This is a genomic window from Sediminimonas qiaohouensis DSM 21189, assembly GCF_000423645.1.
GTDB lineage: Bacteria > Pseudomonadota > Alphaproteobacteria > Rhodobacterales > Rhodobacteraceae > Sediminimonas > Sediminimonas qiaohouensis.
Map to the genome: position 1 here is coordinate 76,441 of NZ_AUIJ01000012.1, position 16,124 is coordinate 92,564.

At 61.8% G+C, this 16,124-nt stretch carries 17 protein-coding genes; 6 read left to right on the plus strand and 11 right to left on the minus strand.

Annotated features, from left to right (window positions below; translation table 11 throughout):
* Positions 1–19: 19 nt before the first annotated feature.
* From G568_RS0111450 to G568_RS0111465, 4 genes are all read right to left on the minus strand, one after another.
* Positions 20–655: an acyl-homoserine-lactone synthase gene (locus tag G568_RS0111450; protein ID WP_026758168.1), complete on the minus strand. Its 636-nt coding sequence runs from the start codon at positions 653–655 to the stop codon at positions 20–22.
* 149 nt (positions 656–804) lie between these two features.
* The gene (locus tag G568_RS0111455; protein WP_026758169.1) at positions 805–1,518 is read right to left on the minus strand and encodes a helix-turn-helix transcriptional regulator; all 714 of its coding nucleotides are present in this window, start codon (positions 1,516–1,518) and stop codon (positions 805–807) included.
* Between the two features lie 370 nt (positions 1,519–1,888).
* A complete protein-coding gene (ccrA, locus tag G568_RS0111460; RefSeq protein ID WP_026758170.1) occupies positions 1,889–3,187 on the minus strand; it encodes a crotonyl-CoA carboxylase/reductase in 1,299 nt (432 codons plus the stop codon).
* Positions 3,188–3,320: 133 nt separating this feature from the next.
* Positions 3,321–4,673: a 1-acyl-sn-glycerol-3-phosphate acyltransferase gene (locus tag G568_RS0111465; protein WP_026758171.1), complete on the minus strand. Its 1,353-nt coding sequence runs from the start codon at positions 4,671–4,673 to the stop codon at positions 3,321–3,323.
* 136 nt (positions 4,674–4,809) lie between these two features.
* Between G568_RS0111465 and G568_RS0111470 the strand changes: the two genes are divergently transcribed.
* A complete protein-coding gene (locus G568_RS0111470; RefSeq protein ID WP_026758172.1) occupies positions 4,810–6,777 on the plus strand; it encodes a protein meaA in 1,968 nt (655 codons plus the stop codon).
* A gap of 64 nt (positions 6,778–6,841) precedes the next feature.
* Here the strand turns inward: G568_RS0111470 and G568_RS18725 are convergent, their stop codons facing one another.
* The gene (locus G568_RS18725; protein ID WP_157084388.1) at positions 6,842–7,228 is read right to left on the minus strand and encodes a DUF4168 domain-containing protein; all 387 of its coding nucleotides are present in this window, start codon (positions 7,226–7,228) and stop codon (positions 6,842–6,844) included.
* A gap of 205 nt (positions 7,229–7,433) precedes the next feature.
* On the opposite strand from G568_RS18725, the gene G568_RS0111480 reads away from it, so the two are divergent.
* Together G568_RS0111480 and deoD are read left to right on the plus strand one after the other, a co-directional pair.
* Positions 7,434–7,877, plus strand: a complete 444-nt coding sequence (locus tag G568_RS0111480) for a GNAT family N-acetyltransferase (protein ID WP_026758173.1) — start codon at positions 7,434–7,436, stop codon at positions 7,875–7,877.
* Between the two features lie 9 nt (positions 7,878–7,886).
* On the plus strand, positions 7,887–8,591 hold the full coding sequence (deoD, locus tag G568_RS0111485) for a purine-nucleoside phosphorylase (RefSeq protein WP_026758174.1): 705 nt from the start codon (positions 7,887–7,889) through the stop codon (positions 8,589–8,591).
* A 22-nt stretch (positions 8,592–8,613) separates the two neighbouring features.
* Here the strand turns inward: deoD and G568_RS0111490 are convergent, their stop codons facing one another.
* Positions 8,614–9,465, minus strand: a complete 852-nt coding sequence (locus G568_RS0111490) for an urea carboxylase-associated family protein (protein ID WP_026758175.1) — start codon at positions 9,463–9,465, stop codon at positions 8,614–8,616.
* A gap of 419 nt (positions 9,466–9,884) precedes the next feature.
* On the opposite strand from G568_RS0111490, the gene G568_RS0111505 reads away from it, so the two are divergent.
* A complete protein-coding gene (locus G568_RS0111505) occupies positions 9,885–10,643 on the plus strand; it encodes an electron transfer flavoprotein subunit beta/FixA family protein (RefSeq protein ID WP_026758176.1) in 759 nt (252 codons plus the stop codon).
* Positions 10,643–11,569: an FAD-binding protein gene (locus tag G568_RS0111510; protein ID WP_026758177.1), complete on the plus strand. Its 927-nt coding sequence runs from the start codon at positions 10,643–10,645 to the stop codon at positions 11,567–11,569. Before G568_RS0111505 ends, G568_RS0111510 begins: the two co-directional genes overlap by 1 nt.
* A 137-nt stretch (positions 11,570–11,706) precedes the next feature.
* Here the strand turns inward: G568_RS0111510 and G568_RS0111515 are convergent, their stop codons facing one another.
* Entirely contained in the window at positions 11,707–12,555 is an 849-nt protein-coding gene (locus G568_RS0111515; RefSeq protein ID WP_026758178.1) for a DUF6473 family protein, read from the minus strand.
* Positions 12,556–12,720: 165 nt separating this feature from the next.
* Between G568_RS0111515 and G568_RS0111520 the strand changes: the two genes are divergently transcribed.
* Complete coding sequence (locus G568_RS0111520; protein WP_026758179.1) at positions 12,721–13,596, plus strand: 3-hydroxybutyryl-CoA dehydrogenase; 876 nt, start codon at positions 12,721–12,723, stop codon at positions 13,594–13,596.
* 9 nt (positions 13,597–13,605) lie between these two features.
* On the opposite strand, the gene G568_RS0111525 is transcribed toward G568_RS0111520, so the two are convergent.
* Genes G568_RS0111525 through rapZ form a run of 4 tightly spaced genes read right to left on the minus strand, consistent with a single transcriptional unit; the run spans position 13,606 to position 16,121 of the window.
* Entirely contained in the window at positions 13,606–14,484 is an 879-nt protein-coding gene (locus G568_RS0111525; RefSeq protein WP_051202950.1) for a lysophospholipid acyltransferase family protein, read from the minus strand.
* A 34-nt stretch (positions 14,485–14,518) separates the two neighbouring features.
* Positions 14,519–14,797 carry an HPr family phosphocarrier protein gene (locus G568_RS0111530; RefSeq protein WP_026758181.1) on the minus strand — a complete coding sequence of 93 codons (279 nt, stop codon included), beginning with the start codon at positions 14,795–14,797 and terminating at the stop codon, positions 14,519–14,521.
* 2 nt (positions 14,798–14,799) lie between these two features.
* The gene (locus G568_RS0111535; RefSeq protein ID WP_026758182.1) at positions 14,800–15,198 is read right to left on the minus strand and encodes a PTS sugar transporter subunit IIA; all 399 of its coding nucleotides are present in this window, start codon (positions 15,196–15,198) and stop codon (positions 14,800–14,802) included.
* An 11-nt stretch (positions 15,199–15,209) separates the two neighbouring features.
* A complete protein-coding gene (rapZ, locus tag G568_RS0111540; protein WP_026758183.1) occupies positions 15,210–16,121 on the minus strand; it encodes an RNase adapter RapZ in 912 nt (303 codons plus the stop codon).
* Positions 16,122–16,124: the final 3 nt, after the last annotated feature.

The following is a 16,124-nucleotide window of genomic DNA, read 5'->3' on the forward strand; positions in this document are numbered from 1 at the left end:
CCGGGCGGTGTTCCGGCAATCAGGCGGTCAAGGCAAGCGGCGCGTCGATCGTGCCAAAGGCCTGCTCGAACCACATCCGCGACAGCTCTACCGAGATACCCGCTTGCTCGGCCACTTTCGCCTGCGCGTCGCGTGAAAACTCCCACAGTCCGACGCTTATGGCGTTCCGGCCCTGCCCACTGGATCCAAGAACGGTCGGGCTGGCCCCGATACGGCGGTAGATGCGCACCATTCGCGCATCGAACACGCCGACCAAATGGCGGATCCCAAACCCCTCAAGGATCTCGCCCCCGGCCAGCATCAAGGCGGCCGCAACCGACGGCGCCGCCCCCCGCGCCAGGCAAAACCGCGTGCATTCCCAGATCAGCGGGCTCTCGATACGCACGCCGTCCGTGAGATCCAGAAAATGATCGTTCACCATGCACGCCTCGGCAGTCGGCAGAAACCGCATCGAGCCCCCATGCGTTCCATCGGCGCGCTGCCATATCACGTAGAGCGGGTTCAAATCGTCGTATTCGTCCCGCTCATGCCCTTCATCGTCAACGGACACGTCCCACTCCAGTCGATCACGAAACTGATCGGCCCTGTCGCGGAACATGGTATCGCGCAATTTTGGATAATCTTCGAGTTGATCTGCATATAGATACTTAAGCATTCGTTTACCCTCTGGCCTGACATCGTAAAATCAGGCTATCCAGAATTGGTTAAAGGAATCTCAATCTTAACGAGAAGTTACATTTTCGGCGCCATGCCATTGGTTGCGCCGCCAGGCAGCCCGGCAATCACCTGTTATTGCAGGCTTTTCTACACGACGATCAATCCACGGCTGATTGCGCGGGCCACGGCATGGGTAGTGTTCTGCGCGCCCAACTTGAACCGTGCGCTTTCGATATAAACGCGCAATGTATGCTCGGAAATGGAAAGCGTCTGCGCCACTTGCGCCCTGCTATAGCCAATCGCGAGGAACGTCATCGCCTCCACTTCGCGCGGCGAGAGGGAGGGTGTCTGCTCTGGCCGACGCCCGGGCTCGAACTCGAGGGCTTTTTGATTGAAGAAGTAGGCAATAAGGATCAAATCGCGGCGGTTCGTCTCGGCAAAAGCAGCCCATGCATCGTCTTCCGCGTTATGGCTCACGGTGAACATCGCGAACTGCCCGTTGGGCCCGCGCACCGGGACCGAGTAGCCCTGATTGCCGACGCCGTGCTCGATCGCATCCACTTGGAACTGCCGCACGGCGCGGCTGGACCAATCAAGCCGCTTCCAGTCGACAGGGTGGAAGCGTTGGTAGCACCCGTACACGACCGGATCGATCTTGAGATAGTCCTTTTCCAGGTACCGCGCGACCCACGCGTCGGAGTAGGTTCCGCACCCGTATTGATCACCATCGGAGTTCACCCAGTGATAAACCATGTGATCGACACCGAAATGATCGCGCAAAGCCTGAATAACCTGCTGCAGGTCTTCAACTCCTGTAGCGTGCTCCAAATCCTCGAGGATCGTTTCCACCCCAGGCGTCATCGGCGTCCACCTGTACAGGCGCCCCATCCATCTGCGATGCAATCTCGGCGGCGGCTACCTGCCGGGTCGTGTCCAACTGCGCCGATAATGCGTCCAATCCGTGTTTTTGCGCATACCCACGCAGGTCCACTAGCACGTCGATTATCCATTCATTCTGCATGTTAGCTCTCGTCGTCAATGGTTAATTAAGAATTAAATCAAATATACCATGTATCCATGCGCGTCCGCCACTCACAGTTTCCAACTCCCCAGAAATAGCGAGGGGCGGGAAAGCCAGGCCATTGATCTTAAAGGTATTTGATTTAAAAAGGAAAAGCCCGCACCATCGTTAACCATGTTGCGCGCCCTTCCTCATGCATACATTACAATCCTAAATGTTGCGGGTTTGCCCCGCTTCGACAACATCTTCGACAGTCCTCAAACCCGTCACCGGCGCCTGAACCAGAACGGCCATGTTCCCGGGCTTGTGTTCATTGCGCAGCATCTTCATGTGCGCCTGCGGAATCTCGGACCACGGGAACACCTCGGACATGCAAGGATCGATGCGGCGCTCCACCATCAGCTTGTTGGCCCCCGACGCCTGCTTGAGATGCGCGAAGTGGCTGCCCTGAAGGCGCTTTTGGTGCATCCACATATACCGCACGTCAAAGGTGCAGTTGAAACCGCTGGTGCCGGCACAGATCACGACCATCCCGCCCTTCTTGCACACCAGTGTCGAGACCGGGAATGTCGCCTCGCCGGGGTGCTCGAAAACGATATCGACGTTGTTGCCCTTGCCGGTGATGTCCCAGATCGCCTTGCCGAACTTGCGGGCCTCCTTGAACCACTCCGCATATTCCGGCGTGTTGACGGTCGGAAGCTGCCCCCAGCACTTGAAGTCCTTCCGGTTGATCACGCCCTTGGCGCCCAGGCTCATCACGAAATCGCGCTTGTCCTCGTCGCTTATGACGCCGATCGCGTTGCCGCCCGCCGCGTTGATCAACTGGATCGCGAATGATCCAAGCCCCCCGGACGCCCCCCACACAAGGACATTCTGACCGGGCTTCAATTCATGCGGGTGATGCCCGAAAAGCATCCGATAGGCCGTCGCCAGCGTAAGCGTATAGCACGCCGATTCCTCCCACGTCAGGTGCTTTGGCCGCGGCAATAGCTGCTGCGCCTGCACGCGCGTGAACTGCGAGAACGAGCCATCATGCGTCTCGTATCCCCAGATGCGCTGCGAGGGGCTGAACATCGGGTCGCCGCCGTTGCATTCCTCGTCGTCGCCATCGTCCTGGTTGCAGTGGATCACGACCTCGTCGCCCACCTTCCAGCGCGTGACCTTGTCGCCAACCTTCCACACGATGCCGGACGCGTCCGATCCCGCGATGTGGTAGGGCTGCTTGTGCCCGTCAAACGGGCTGATCGGCACACCAAGGCCGGCCCAGACCCCGTTGTAGTTCACCCCCGCCGCCATCACGAGAACAAGAACCTCGTGGCTGTCGATCTCCCAAGTATCGACAACCTCAACCTGAAAGCTCTTGTCGGGCTCGCCGTGGCGTTCGCGCCGGATCGCCCACGCGTACATCTGTTTCGGCACGTACCCCAGCGGGGGCATTTCGCCAACTTCGTAAAGATCCTTCTCGGGTGCCTCGTACGGAGCGATCCCGGTGTCGGTGTCCAGAGCCATTTCAGCCTCCATCCTCGTTCAATTGCCGCGACGCAGAATCGCGGTGTCCTGCCTCGGAATACTGATGACCGCGCAACAATGCAATCGGGTTTCATATCTTTTTGAAATTTTATAACCTCGCGGGCGCAGCATTTCAGGACGCTTGCGACGCCCCTGTCAGATGCGCGACCGAAGCCGCGTAGAACGACAGGAGCGGCTTTTCGCCCTCGACCACGCGAACGCCATCTTCGCCCTCGGACACAAGCCCGCGCGTTTTCAATGCCTTCATCCCTTGGACAACAAGATCGGCGGCGCTGTCGCAGGGGCACTGCCCCTGTGGCAGCGATGCAAGGGTCTGCGCGACATCGGCCTCAAGCTCTGCCCGCGACATGGCGCCCCCCGACCGCAGCAACGCCGCCGCAACAAGGGGCACCGGCAGGGCCGGAACGTTGCGCTTGATCCGCTGCATCAACTCCTCGGCCAGTTCATCCACATTGCCCTTGAACCCGCTCAGGGCCAGTGGCGTGCCGAAATTGACGCTGGCGGTGCCAAAGCGGTGATAGCGCCCCCGCACCCGGAGCCACAGCGACCGCGCAATGAACCTGAGCACAACAGAGATGCGCGCGCGAAACCGGCGCTCGCCCGTCTGGCCCGCGGTCACAAGGATACGATCCTCAAGAACCCTGTCGTAGTTAAGGGAAACCGGCACAAAGACCACGTCGCGCGCCGCCGTGTCGTGCCCCTCGACGATATACTTGAAAAGCCCAAGGCGCGGCTGCTGCACCTCTCCCGTAAGGCTAAGCCCCCCTTCGGGGAAGACCGCCTGTGCAACCCCGCCATCCGTTGCCATGCGCACGTAACGCGCCAACACCCTGCGATACAGCTCATCGCGGGACTTGCGGCGAATGAAATAGGCCCCCATTGCCCGGATCAGGCGGCTAAGCGGCCAGATGCGCGCCCACTCCCCCACCGCGTAGCTGAGCGCCGATCGCTCTGCCGCAAGGTAAGTCACGAGCACATAATCCATGTTGCTTCGGTGGTTGATCACGAAAACCAAGGTGTCATCGCGATCGATCCGCCGCAGCGCCGCCTCGTCATGCGGACCAAGGTGCACATCATAAAGCGCCCGGCTAAGCCAGCGGGTCACGCGAATGGCAAACCCGAAATAAAGGCTTGCGCTGAACGATGGCACGATCTCGCGCGCATAGGCGCGGGCGTGCTCGAACGCGACGTTTTCGGGGATGCTCCGGGCCTTGGCATGGGCCGCGATGGCCCTTGACACCTCGGGATCATAGATCAGGCGCTGGATCATGTCATGACGATGCGCCAGCTTGAATGGCTGAATGGGCCGCTCAAGCCGCTCGTTGAGACGCGCAACCACCTTTTCCATGCGCCGCCGGAAAAACCACCTGACCGATGGAAACAGGAAATGCGACGCAAACGTGACCGCCGCGAACAGCACGATCAGCACCAGCGCCCAAAGAGGAATCTCAACCATCGTGCCCATTTGCGCAGCATGGACTCGCAACGCCGCTGCGTAAATCACCTTATGCCGCGACGCAGCGAATTGACGCCGCCATATAATTCCGGTTATCTGCGCCGCAACGCAATAAAATTGCCAACCCGATTCACCGGAGGCCGAGATGACTGAAAATCCCAAAGACAAGCCATGGCTGTTTCGGACCTATGCCGGGCACTCGACGGCAAAGGCCTCGAACGCGCTCTACCGCTCCAACCTGGCACGCGGGCAAACTGGGCTATCGGTCGCCTTCGACCTGCCGACACAAACCGGCTACGACAGCGACCACGTCCTGGCGAAGGGCGAGGTTGGCAAGGTCGGCGTGCCGGTCTGCCATATCGGTGACATGGAGGCCCTGTTCGACCAGATCCCACTGGATCAGATGAACACCTCGATGACGATCAACGCCACCGCACCCTGGCTGCTGTCGCTCTACATCGCCGTGGCCGAAAAGCAGGGCGCTGATATCGCCAAGCTGCAAGGCACCGTTCAGAATGATCTGATCAAGGAATACCTGTCGCGCGGCACCTATATCTGCCCGCCGAAACCGTCGCTCAAGATGATCGCCGACGTGGCGGAATACTGCTATGCGAACGTGCCGAAATGGAACCCGATGAACGTGTGTTCCTACCACCTGCAAGAGGCCGGCGCGACGCCCGAGCAGGAGCTATCCTTCGCCCTGGCCACCGCGACGGCGGTTCTGGACGAGCTAAAGCCGCGCGTGCCCGAGGCGGATTTCCCCGCGATGGTCGGGCGCATCAGCTTTTTCGTGAACGCGGGCATCCGCTTCGTCACCGAGATGTGCAAGATGCGCGCCTTCGTCGATCTGTGGGACGAGATCTGCCGCGAGCGGTACGGCGTCGAGAACCCCAAATTCCGCCGCTTTCGCTACGGGGTGCAGGTCAATTCGCTTGGCCTGACCGAACAGCAGCCGGAAAATAACGTCTACCGTATCCTTCTGGAGATGCTGGCGGTGACATTGTCGAAAAACGCGCGCGCCCGCGCCGTCCAATTGCCCGCCTGGAACGAGGCGCTTGGCCTTCCCCGCCCATGGGATCAGCAATGGTCGCTGCGCATGCAACAGATCATGGCCTACGAGACGGACCTGCTGGAATATGACGACCTGTTTGACGGCAACCCCGCCGTCACCGCCAAGGTCGAGGCCCTCAAGGACGGCGCCCGCCACGAGCTGGCCACCCTCGACAGCATGGGCGGCGCCGTCAGCGCGATCGAGTACATGAAATCGCGCCTTGTAGACAGCAACGCCGACCGCCTGACCCGGATCGAGCGGAACGAGACTATCGTCGTCGGCGTCAACCAATGGATCGAGGCCGAGCCGAGCCCCCTGATGAGCGAGGACGGCGGCATCATGACAGTCGATCCAAAGGTCGAAGCGGACCAGATCGCCCATCTCAATGACTGGCGCGCGCAGCGCAACGAACAAGCCGTTCAAACCGCGCTGGCGGGCCTGCGCAAGGCCGCGCGCGAGGGCAACAACATCATGCCCCCCTCGATCGAGGCCGCCAAGGCCGGGGTCACAACCGGCGAATGGGCCGCCGAAATGCGCGCCGTTCACGGCGAATATCGCGGCCCCACGGGCGTGTCGCCCAACCCGTCAAACCGGACGGAGGGCCTTGAGGACCTCCGCGATGCCGTCGACGCGGTCAGCAACCGCCTTGGCCGGCGCTTGAAGTTCCTGGTCGGCAAACCGGGGTTGGATGGGCATTCGAACGGGGCCGAACAAATCGCCAGCCGCGCCCGCGATTGCGGCATGGATATCGCGTATGAGGGCATCCGCCTGACCCCCGAAGAGATCGTCAACGCCGCACAAAACGACGGCGCGCACGTCATCGGCCTGTCGATCCTGTCGGGCAGCCACATGCCCCTCATGGAGGAACTGATGAGCCGCCTCGCGGCGGCGGGCCTAAGCGATATACCCGTGATCGTCGGCGGCATCATCCCCGAAGAAGACGCCACCCGGCTACGCGACATCGGCATCGCGCGCGTCTACACGCCCAAGGATTTCGAGCTGAACACCATCATGATGGACATCGTGACGCTGGCCGATCCATCCGCGATCGCCGCTCAGTAACGCAGCCGCAGGCGGCGGCAATCATCCCCGCCTGCGACCCAACCTGTCTTGCAAAGACGCGGGCTTATTCCTTCAGCGTCTTGATCTCGTCCATGATCTTCTGGTTCAGGGCCTGATCGGCTTGTGCCAGCTCAACGATCGAGGTGTACTCGTCCACGGTCATGCCTTCCGTGGTATCAACCGCGTCGACAATCGCGGCGTTTGCCTCGTTCACCAACTCCTGTTTGGCTTCTTCGTCCTGCTCGGCCTCGATCTTGGGCGCGAAATCCTTGCGCACGGCGTCCACCGCCACAAGCGCCTCGACAAACGCGCTTACCTTCGCATCCGTCACGTCGCTGGCTTCCATCTTCTTGGCGGCCTGATCTTCGTCCTGGGCCATGACGGCAACCGGCCCGGCAAAGGCAAGCGCGACGGCTGTCGTGGTGGCGGCAAGTGTTGTCTTGAAAGTCAATCTTATCTCCCGTTTAAAGTTGCGCCGCGCGCACTGGCGCGTCGGGCTTGCAACAACGTGGCCCTGCACAGTCCGGCACGCAACCAACCCGGCGAAAAAATGCCGCCCCAATCCGGGTCCCGCCCGCCCCCACGGCGGCAAACCGCTGGCCACGCGCGGCGAAACACGGCACTCTGCACCAGCCAGAATTGCAAAAGGGCCGGATATGTCACTTGAGATTCACCCCATCACGCCACCCGACCGCGAAGAGTGGCAAAACCTGTGGTCCGCCTACCTGGAATTCTATGAAACAACGCTGCCGGATGCGGTCTACGACACCACGTTTCAGCGGCTTTGCTCATCCGATTTCCCAAGGCAAAACGGATACCTGGCCAAGCATGATGGAAAGGCGGTCGGCCTGGTCCACTACATCTTCCACCCCCACAACTGGAAAATCGAGGATGTCTGCTACCTCCAAGACCTGTTCGCGGCGCCGGATGTGCGGGGCGTTGGCATCGGCCGCGCCCTGATCGAGGCGGTCTATGCCGCCGCGGACGCCAACGGCACCCCATCGGTCTATTGGATGACGCAGGATTTCAACAAGCAGGCCCGCACGCTCTATGATCGGATCGGCGTTCTGACGCCCTTCATCAAATACGCACGAAGCTAGGGGCGCCGCATGTCGATCCACATCGGGGCCAAGCCGGGCCAAATCGCCGAAACGGTATTGCTTCCGGGCGATCCCTACAGGGCCGCCTGGGCCGCGAACACGTTTCTGAGCGGGGCGGAGCTGGTGAACGACACCCGGGGCATGCTGGGCTATACCGGCACCTGGAACGGCCACCGCGTGACGATCCACGGCAGCGGAATGGGCATGCCCAGCCTGTCGATCTACGCCAACGAGTTGATCCGCGATCATGGCGCCAAGACCCTGATCCGTGTGGGCACCTGCGGCGCGGTGCAGCCCCATCTCGGGCTGGGCGAGATCATCCTTGCGATGACGGCCAGCTCAAGATCCTCGCCCTCCGACGGCATTTTCGGGCAACTGCGCTTTGCCCCCTGCGCCGATTGGGGCCTTTTGCAAAGCGCCGCGCGCGCGTGTGACGTCAAGGGGGTGTCGCCCCATATCGGCGGGATATTCTCATCCGACGCATTCTATGACGAGCGCCCGGACATGATCGAAACGCTTGCCCGCCACGGCGTGCTGGCCGTCGAGATGGAAGCGGCAGAGCTATACCAGGTCGCCGCCCGCCACGGCGCCCGGGCGCTTGCCGTTCTGACGGTCAGCGACAACCGCAACGCCGGGCTGGAAATGCCACCCAAGCAGCGCGAGCAGTCCCTTGGCGACATGCTCGAGATCGCCCTGCACAGCAGCCTCGCATGACCACGCTAGCGCGGTGGCGGCCTCACCCGCGTCCGTGGCTTTGGTCATAGCCGTTGGGCGACGGCGGCTGCCAATCCCCCAACGCGCCCTCATCCGCCTCGAACACCTCGACCAGCAGCGGATAGCACGCCGCGCTGTCGCTTGAATGCTCGGTCGAGCAGTCCCCGCCGGGGCACGCGCTCAGCGCGCCAAGCAGATCGATCTCGGCAAAGAACTCAAGGTAATCGCCGGGCCGCACGGGGCTGGCCTTCATGAAATACTGCCCCGTGTCACGGGTAAACCCGGTGCACATGAAGACATTGAGCACGTCGTGCACATGCCTCTCCGCCTCGGCAAGCGGCATCCCGGTCTCATCCGCCAATGCCCGCGTCAGGTTGGAATGGCAGCAATGATGGTACTGCCCGCCCGACAGCAGGTTGTTCGTGTACGGATCGCAACGCGTGCCGATCACGTCATGAACCGACCCGCCGAATGCGTCGATCCCGTACCAATCAAGCGTATCGTCGATGATCGTGGCCATCGGGCGCATCCCGGGAAAGCTGGACCACATCCGCTCGCCCACCGTCAGGTGCGTGCCATGGAGCGCGCGGCTCTTGCCGGAATAGAACCGCTCGCCCAGGTCCGCGGCGTTCCACAGGTTCAGATCGCCCACCTGCGGCCCCTCAACGCTCGTGATGCGGAAAAACCCGCCCGCTGGCACACGAAAACAGGCCGCGCCGCGCGGAGGGGCGATGACCTCATCCACCTTGCGCGCAGTGTCGCGCGCCCGGCGATAAAGCGCCAGGTCGGGCGCGGGCAAGGTATCGTTCGGATAGCAGATAACCGGACGAACGGCGCGCCGCGCATCGGCGTCGGCAGGGGGCTTTGGCGGCATGGTGAGGCTCCTTGACGGTTTCGCGCCAAGGTGCGCGGCCCGCCGGGCAGAGGCAAGCCCTTGCGTGGCGGATTTTCCCCAGGTCATGGCAACATCCAGCGCGCAATAGCGCCCGCAGGGCGCCGCGGCCCGCCGATGCGCGGCTTGATCAACGGCGGCAACAGGCCATCACCGCCACCCCGCGCCACCGCGCATCTTGTGTGAGCTGTCCATCATCCGGCTCAAATCAGCCCGCACTGCGGCACAACCCGCGAATGGATTGGCAAAATATCATGACCGCAGGCGATAACGCGACGTTGGTTGGCGCTAACGTGACGATTTTCCCCTGTTTCAGCCCGCCCCAAGCCTATATCAACGCGCCAGAGAGTTCGTGGGGCGCCCCAATTTGGCGCCCGTAAACCATAAAGGAGACCACGCTCATGAAGGTGCTTGTGCCTGTCAAACGCGTGATCGACTACAACGTGAAGGTCCGCGTCAAGGCGGACGGGAGCGGTGTCGATCTCGCCAACGTGAAAATGTCGATGAACCCGTTCGACGAGATCGCCGTCGAAGAGGCGATCCGCCTCAAGGAGGCCGGCAAGGCCGACGAGGTCATCGCCGTCTCGATCGGGGTCAAGCAGGCGCAGGAAACGCTGCGCACCGCGCTGGCCATGGGGGCGGACCGCGCCATCCTGGTGGTCGCCGCCGACGACGTGCATAGCGACATCGAGCCGCTGGCCGTCGCCAAGATCCTCAAGGGCGTGATCGACGAAGAGCAGCCCGGCCTCGTCATCGCCGGCAAGCAGGCCATCGATAACGACATGAACGCCACCGGCCAGATGCTGGCGGCGCTGATGGGCTGGTCGCAGGCCACCTATGCCAACAACATCGACATCGACGGCGACCATGCCGTCGTCACGCGCGAGGTCGATGGCGGTCTGCAAACGATCAAGGTCAAGATGCCCGCGATCGTCACCGCCGACTTGCGCCTGAACGAGCCGCGCTATGCCTCGCTGCCCAACATCATGAAGGCCAAGAAAAAGCCGCTGGATGAAAAGACCGCCGATGATTACGGCGTCGATGTCATCCCGCGCCTCGAGGTCGTCAAAACCAGCGAGCCGGAAGAGCGCGCCGCCGGCATCAAGGTCGGCTCGGTCGATGAACTTGTCGAGAAACTCAAAGAAGCGGGGGCTGTATAATGGCTGTACTTCTTCTGGCAGAAGTCAACGATGGCGAACTGGCGCTGGACGCCACCGCCAAGGCTGTCGCCGCTGCGGGCAAACTGGGCGATGTAACGATCCTAGCCGCCGGCGCGACCTGCGCCGCCGCCGCCGAAGCTGCCGCCAAGATCGACGGCGTGGCCAAGGTGCTGTGTGCCGAGCATGACCTCTACGGTCACCGCCTGGCCGAGCCGGTATCGGATCTGATCGTGTCCCTCGCGGCCGACTATGACCACATCATCGCGCCCGCCACCACCGACGCCAAGAACATCCTGCCGCGCGTCGCCGCGCTGCTGGACGTGATGGTGCTCACGGACGTGTCCGGCATCGTCGATGCCGACACATTCGAGCGTCCGATCTACGCCGGCAATGCCGTGCAGACGGTCAAGTCGTCCGACGCGAAAAAGGTGATCTCGATCCGCACATCGACGTTCGACGCCGCCGGCGAGCAATCCGCCGCATCGGTCGAAAACATCGATGCCGCCGCCGACCCGTCGCTGTCGGAATGGGTCGAGGACAAGGTCGCCGAATCCGATCGCCCCGAACTGACCTCAGCCGGCGTGGTCGTGTCGGGCGGTCGCGGTGTCGGCTCGGAAGAGGACTTTGCCCTGATCGAGAAACTGGCGGACAAGCTGGGCGCCGCTGTCGGTGCCTCGCGCGCGGCGGTCGATTCGGGTTTCGCCCCGAACGATTGGCAGGTCGGCCAGACCGGCAAGGTGGTCGCGCCCGACCTTTATGTCGCCATCGGCATCTCCGGCGCGATTCAGCACCTGGCGGGCATGAAGGACTCCAAGATCATCGTCGCCATCAACAAGGACGAAGAGGCGCCGATCTTCCAGGTGGCCGATTACGGCCTGGTCGCCGACCTGTTCGATGCTGTGCCCGAACTGGTTGAAAAACTGTAAAGGGCGCCCTGTAAATCGCGCGCTTTTGCGCGCGGCGTACGCAACGGACGCTTCAGGCGTCAAAACGTACGCTACGTCACGTTACGGTGATTCGGGCCCGCCACTGGCGGGCCCTTGTCGTATCTGGGCCACCATCCTCAATGGCGCCGCGCCACCATGTCCATCACCGGCGACACCAGCGCCTCCGCCACCTCGCGATGCGCCAGCGCGCCCGGCATCGCGGCCGCGGCAGAGGCCTCCGAAGCACTGAAAACCATGCCTTCCGTGCCCTGCGCCCGTGCATCATCGCTCACCACCACCTCACAGATGCGCGCCACGTAGGGGCGCAGCATGGCAATCATCTGCGCGGTGACAAAGACCGGATCACTGGCCAATTCACCCTTGCACCCACCTTCAAGGCTCTGCGAAATTCGCCGCTCCGAAATCCATAACAGTATGGTTTTGCTGCCAATTTCATGTAACACACCGCGCATTTTCTGAACCCAGCTATTCTGCGCGGCCGCTCGCACCTGCGCATAGCGCTCCGGCGACACCTGCCAAAGCCGGCCCAACATGTGCCGGGTGAAATGGAACTCCATGAAATCCACTTCGGGATATAGCCGTTGCAGCGCCGCGCTTGCCGCCACAAAGCGGTCATTGCGCCGCGGATGAACGCTGTAGAATGGGTTAGTAACGTTGTGCGCGCCGGTAATTTGCACCACGTTTACAATGGCTTGACTAGCTGCATACAGGATATCAGGATCAACGGCAAAGGCATCCACCCCCGCATTGGGCCAGCCGAAATTGACGCAACGCAGCCCGCTGCGCCGCTCTACGATTGCCGGAAAAGGGTCGGCAATGAACCTGCCATAGGTTTCCGTCCCCCCCAGGAACAACGCGTATTGCCCCTCCAGCCGCCGCCGCGGCCCCCGAAACACCAGCTTCGAATCGGCATATCTCCACGGCATGTAATCCAGCGCCCCTACGGGCACGTCCGCATAGGTCATAATATCCCCACCACTAACTTTTCTCACCCAGGAGCAGTATCGCGCAGGCATCTTTCCAAATTGCTAAAGCCCGAATTTTCCCTAATTTTTAGCAGTGCCCCGCCCTTGCGGGTCGGGCCTTGCGGGGCATATGCTACCGCCAGCGAAAGTAAGAGGACGGGCGAGATGGAGATTGAAAAGATCGGCGTGATCGGCGCTGGACAGATGGGTAACGGCATCGCCCATGTCATGGCCCTCGCGGGATATGACGTGTTGCTGACCGATGTCAGCCAGGACGCGCTCGACGCGGCCATCGCCCTGATCGATCGCAACCTGACCCGCCAGGTCAGCCGCGACAAGATCAGCCAGACAGACAAGGATGCGACGATGGCGCGCATCAAGACGACGCTGACCCTGACCGATCTGGGCGCCAGCGACCTGATCATCGAGGCTGCGACCGAACGCGAAACCGTCAAGCAAGCCATCTTCGAGGATCTGCAACCGCACCTGCAGCCGCACACGATCCTGACATCCAACACCTCCTCGATATCGATCACGCGCCTCGCCAGCCGCACCGACCGCCCCGAGAAATTCATGGGGTTTCACTTCATGAACCCGGTTCCTGTGATGCAACTGGTGGAACTGATCCGCGGGATCGCGACCGACGAAGAGACCTTCAAAGCCTGCAAAACCGTGGTGGACAACCTGGGCAAAACCGCCGCTTCTGCCGAGGATTTTCCCGCATTCATCGTCAACCGCATCCTGATGCCGATGATCAACGAGGCGGTCTATACCCTCTATGAGGGGGTCGGCAACGTGCGCTCCATCGACGAGTCGATGAAGTTGGGCGCCAATCACCCGATGGGGCCGCTGGAGCTGGCTGATTTTATCGGGCTGGACACCTGCCTTGCCATCATGAACGTGCTGCATGACGGGCTGGCGGACACGAAATACCGCCCCTGTCCCCTGCTGACAAAATATGTCGAGGCCGGATGGCTGGGCCGCAAGACCGATCGCGGCTTTTATGACTATCGCGGCGAGACGCCCATTCCCTCGCGCTAGGACTGCTGCCTATTCCTTCAGGGACAGGGTTTTCTCGCGCAACCACGCCATGAACGCGCGCGGCTCTGCGCTGCGTTCTTGCGCCTCCTCGGCCGAGATGGGCCCGCCGATGACCGGCGCTTGCGGCTTGTCGAAGGCATGAACCACCTCGTGCAGCAAAAGCCCCTGCCGCAGGGTCGGGGAAATCTGGCTTGCGATCTGATACCAGCGCGAGTTCGATCCGGGGAAATAGCACAAAGATACCGCCGCGCCGGACCTGCGAATCATTTTCGCGGTAAACACGTTCCACTCTGCCTCGACGGTGGGGCCAAACAGCGACTCAGACGCTGCAACCACACCAGAGGGGAACAGCGCCACCAACCCACCATCAGCCAGATGATCCATCGCCTGCTTGCGCATTTCGATCATCTTTTTCTGGGAATCCGGCTCATGCGGGAACGGGACGGGGATCATGTAGTCTGCCGCGCTCTCATCAATGCCGGTCAGCAAGGACCGCGTCAGAATACGGTAGTCATCGCGCACGCGCCCGATCAGGTCCGCAAGGATCATCCCGTCAACCAAGCCATGCGGATGGTTAGCCACCAACACAACCGGACCCGTGGCGGGTATCCGGTCCAGCTGCTCTTGCGGGGTCAGCAGGTCAATGCCCATCACCTCCATCGTGGCCGGCCAAAAGGCCTGCCCCGTCGGCGCCCCGCGCTTTTCAAACTCGCGAATGCGGCGCAGAATGGTGATCTTGCCCGTCAGCCACTCCATCGTCCGGATGAGTGTACGCTTCAGGGCGCTGTCAAAGGTGTTCGCGTAGGTCAGACTGCGCCGATCGTATTTCGTGAAGGTCACGTCGGGCCCGTCTGTTTCCGCCGCGTCGTTCTTTACGGTTTCCCCCACGATGCGCTTCCACCTTTCAGACGCTGGTCCAGCGTCACATATCCTCGCCGAAACAATCCGCAACAAGCGCCTGCAGCGCATCCGCCAGCGCCTCGGCATCCGGTCCGGATGTCGAAACCTCAATACTGGTTCCGCGAGAGGCTGCCAACATCAAAAGGCCCATGATACTGTCACCCGAGGCATACTGACCATCGCGGGAAACCTCGGCTTCGGCATCAAAGCCCTCGACAACCTCGACCAGCTTTGCCGCTGCCCGGGCATGCAGGCCTTTTTCGTTCACGATCTCAAGGCTGCGATGAATTATATCGGACATGGTTATCCCTGGCCTCTGCTGATCGTCTGGGTATCAATATACTTGCGACCCGCTTCCATCGCAGCCCGTACCGCCGCCCCGACACCGAGGTGGCGGCTCTTTGCCAGTTTGATCAACATCGGCAGGTTGGCCCCGTAAAGCACACGGCGCCCTTCGGGTTGGCAAGCCACCAGAGACAGGTTCGATGGCGAGCCGCCGAACATGTCTGTCACCACGACAACGCCATCCCCCTGGTCGACCTGATCCGCGGCGGCACAAATCTCGGCCTGCTTCTGCGCCCGGTCGTGATCCGCCTCGATCGCGATCGCGCGGACACCGCTTTGCGGGCCGATCACATGCTCGACCGCCGCCAAGTATTCCCTGGCCAGCCCTCCATGTGCAACGATCACAATACCAATCACGCGATCTTCCTCTAGCTGTGTCGCGGCTCAAGCGGGTCGCGGTCAAGCTCGCGATGTCTTATTGACACCCGCCAGCCACCATTCACAAGTGCCCTGGACAGTTTTTCTGCACAGGCAACCGAACGGTGCCGCCCGCCGGTGCATCCCAGGCCGATCGAGAAATGCGCCTTTCCCTCTTCGCTATAGGCGGGCAGCAATGTCTCAAGCAGGCTCAGAACCTTGTCGTGAAAGTCGGAAAACCGCGGGTCGTCCGCGACGAACGCGGCCACCTCCGGCGCGCGCCCGTCAAGCGGGCGCAGCGATTTCTCCCAATGGGGGTTTTGCAGGAACCGGCAATCCAGAACCATGTCCAATCCGCGCGGCAACCCGCGCTTGTAAGAGAATGAATTGATCGAGATTGCCATTTGACTGCCACCTTCGGCGCGGAAATGGCGGTCAATCTCGCTACGCAATTCGTGCGGCGTCATCTCGGAGGTATCGATCAACACATCGGCGCGCGCCCGGATCGGCATCAGCAGGTCCATCTCCCGCTCGATCCCCTCTGCGGGACTTCCCGCCGGGGCCAGGGGATGGCGGCGGCGCGTCTCGGAAAACCTCTGCAAAAGCACATCGGGACGGCAATCGATATACACGAGGTCGGGCCGAACCCCGACCATGCCCTCAAGGCTGGTCAGGCTTTCAATCACCGCATCGGCCGAAAAATCGCGGTTCCGCGTGTCCAGCCCAAGCACAAGCGGCCGATCATGCGCCGGCCCGGACAATAGCCGCGGCAGAAGCGACAGCGGCAAGTTGTCGATTGCCTCGAACCCCAGGTCCTCAAGCACATTGATCGCGGTCGAGCGGCCAGCGCCCGACGGCCCTGTCACAAAGACGATGCGCTTCGCCTCGTAGTCCGGTTCTGTCGAGTTTCCTGCACCTGCCATTAC

Coding starts and splice junctions, on each gene's coding strand:
- rapZ (WP_026758183.1), bottom strand. CDS start 16,121: ATGGCAGGTGCAGGAAACTCGACAGAACCGGACTACGAGGCGAAGCGC.
- G568_RS0111510 (WP_026758177.1), top strand. CDS start 10,643: ATGGCTGTACTTCTTCTGGCAGAAGTCAACGATGGCGAACTGGCGCTG.
- G568_RS0111450 (WP_026758168.1), bottom strand. CDS start 655: ATGCTTAAGTATCTATATGCAGATCAACTCGAAGATTATCCAAAATTG.
- G568_RS0111470 (WP_026758172.1), top strand. CDS start 4,810: ATGACTGAAAATCCCAAAGACAAGCCATGGCTGTTTCGGACCTATGCC.
- G568_RS0111520 (WP_026758179.1), top strand. CDS start 12,721: ATGGAGATTGAAAAGATCGGCGTGATCGGCGCTGGACAGATGGGTAAC.
- G568_RS0111490 (WP_026758175.1), bottom strand. CDS start 9,465: ATGCCGCCAAAGCCCCCTGCCGACGCCGATGCGCGGCGCGCCGTTCGT.
- G568_RS0111505 (WP_026758176.1), top strand. CDS start 9,885: ATGAAGGTGCTTGTGCCTGTCAAACGCGTGATCGACTACAACGTGAAG.
- G568_RS0111530 (WP_026758181.1), bottom strand. CDS start 14,797: ATGTCCGATATAATTCATCGCAGCCTTGAGATCGTGAACGAAAAAGGC.
- ccrA (WP_026758170.1), bottom strand. CDS start 3,187: ATGGCTCTGGACACCGACACCGGGATCGCTCCGTACGAGGCACCCGAG.
- G568_RS0111465 (WP_026758171.1), bottom strand. CDS start 4,673: ATGGGCACGATGGTTGAGATTCCTCTTTGGGCGCTGGTGCTGATCGTG.
- G568_RS0111480 (WP_026758173.1), top strand. CDS start 7,434: ATGTCACTTGAGATTCACCCCATCACGCCACCCGACCGCGAAGAGTGG.
- G568_RS0111455 (WP_026758169.1), bottom strand. CDS start 1,518: ATGACGCCTGGGGTGGAAACGATCCTCGAGGATTTGGAGCACGCTACA.
- G568_RS0111515 (WP_026758178.1), bottom strand. CDS start 12,555: ATGACCTATGCGGACGTGCCCGTAGGGGCGCTGGATTACATGCCGTGG.
- deoD (WP_026758174.1), top strand. CDS start 7,887: ATGTCGATCCACATCGGGGCCAAGCCGGGCCAAATCGCCGAAACGGTA.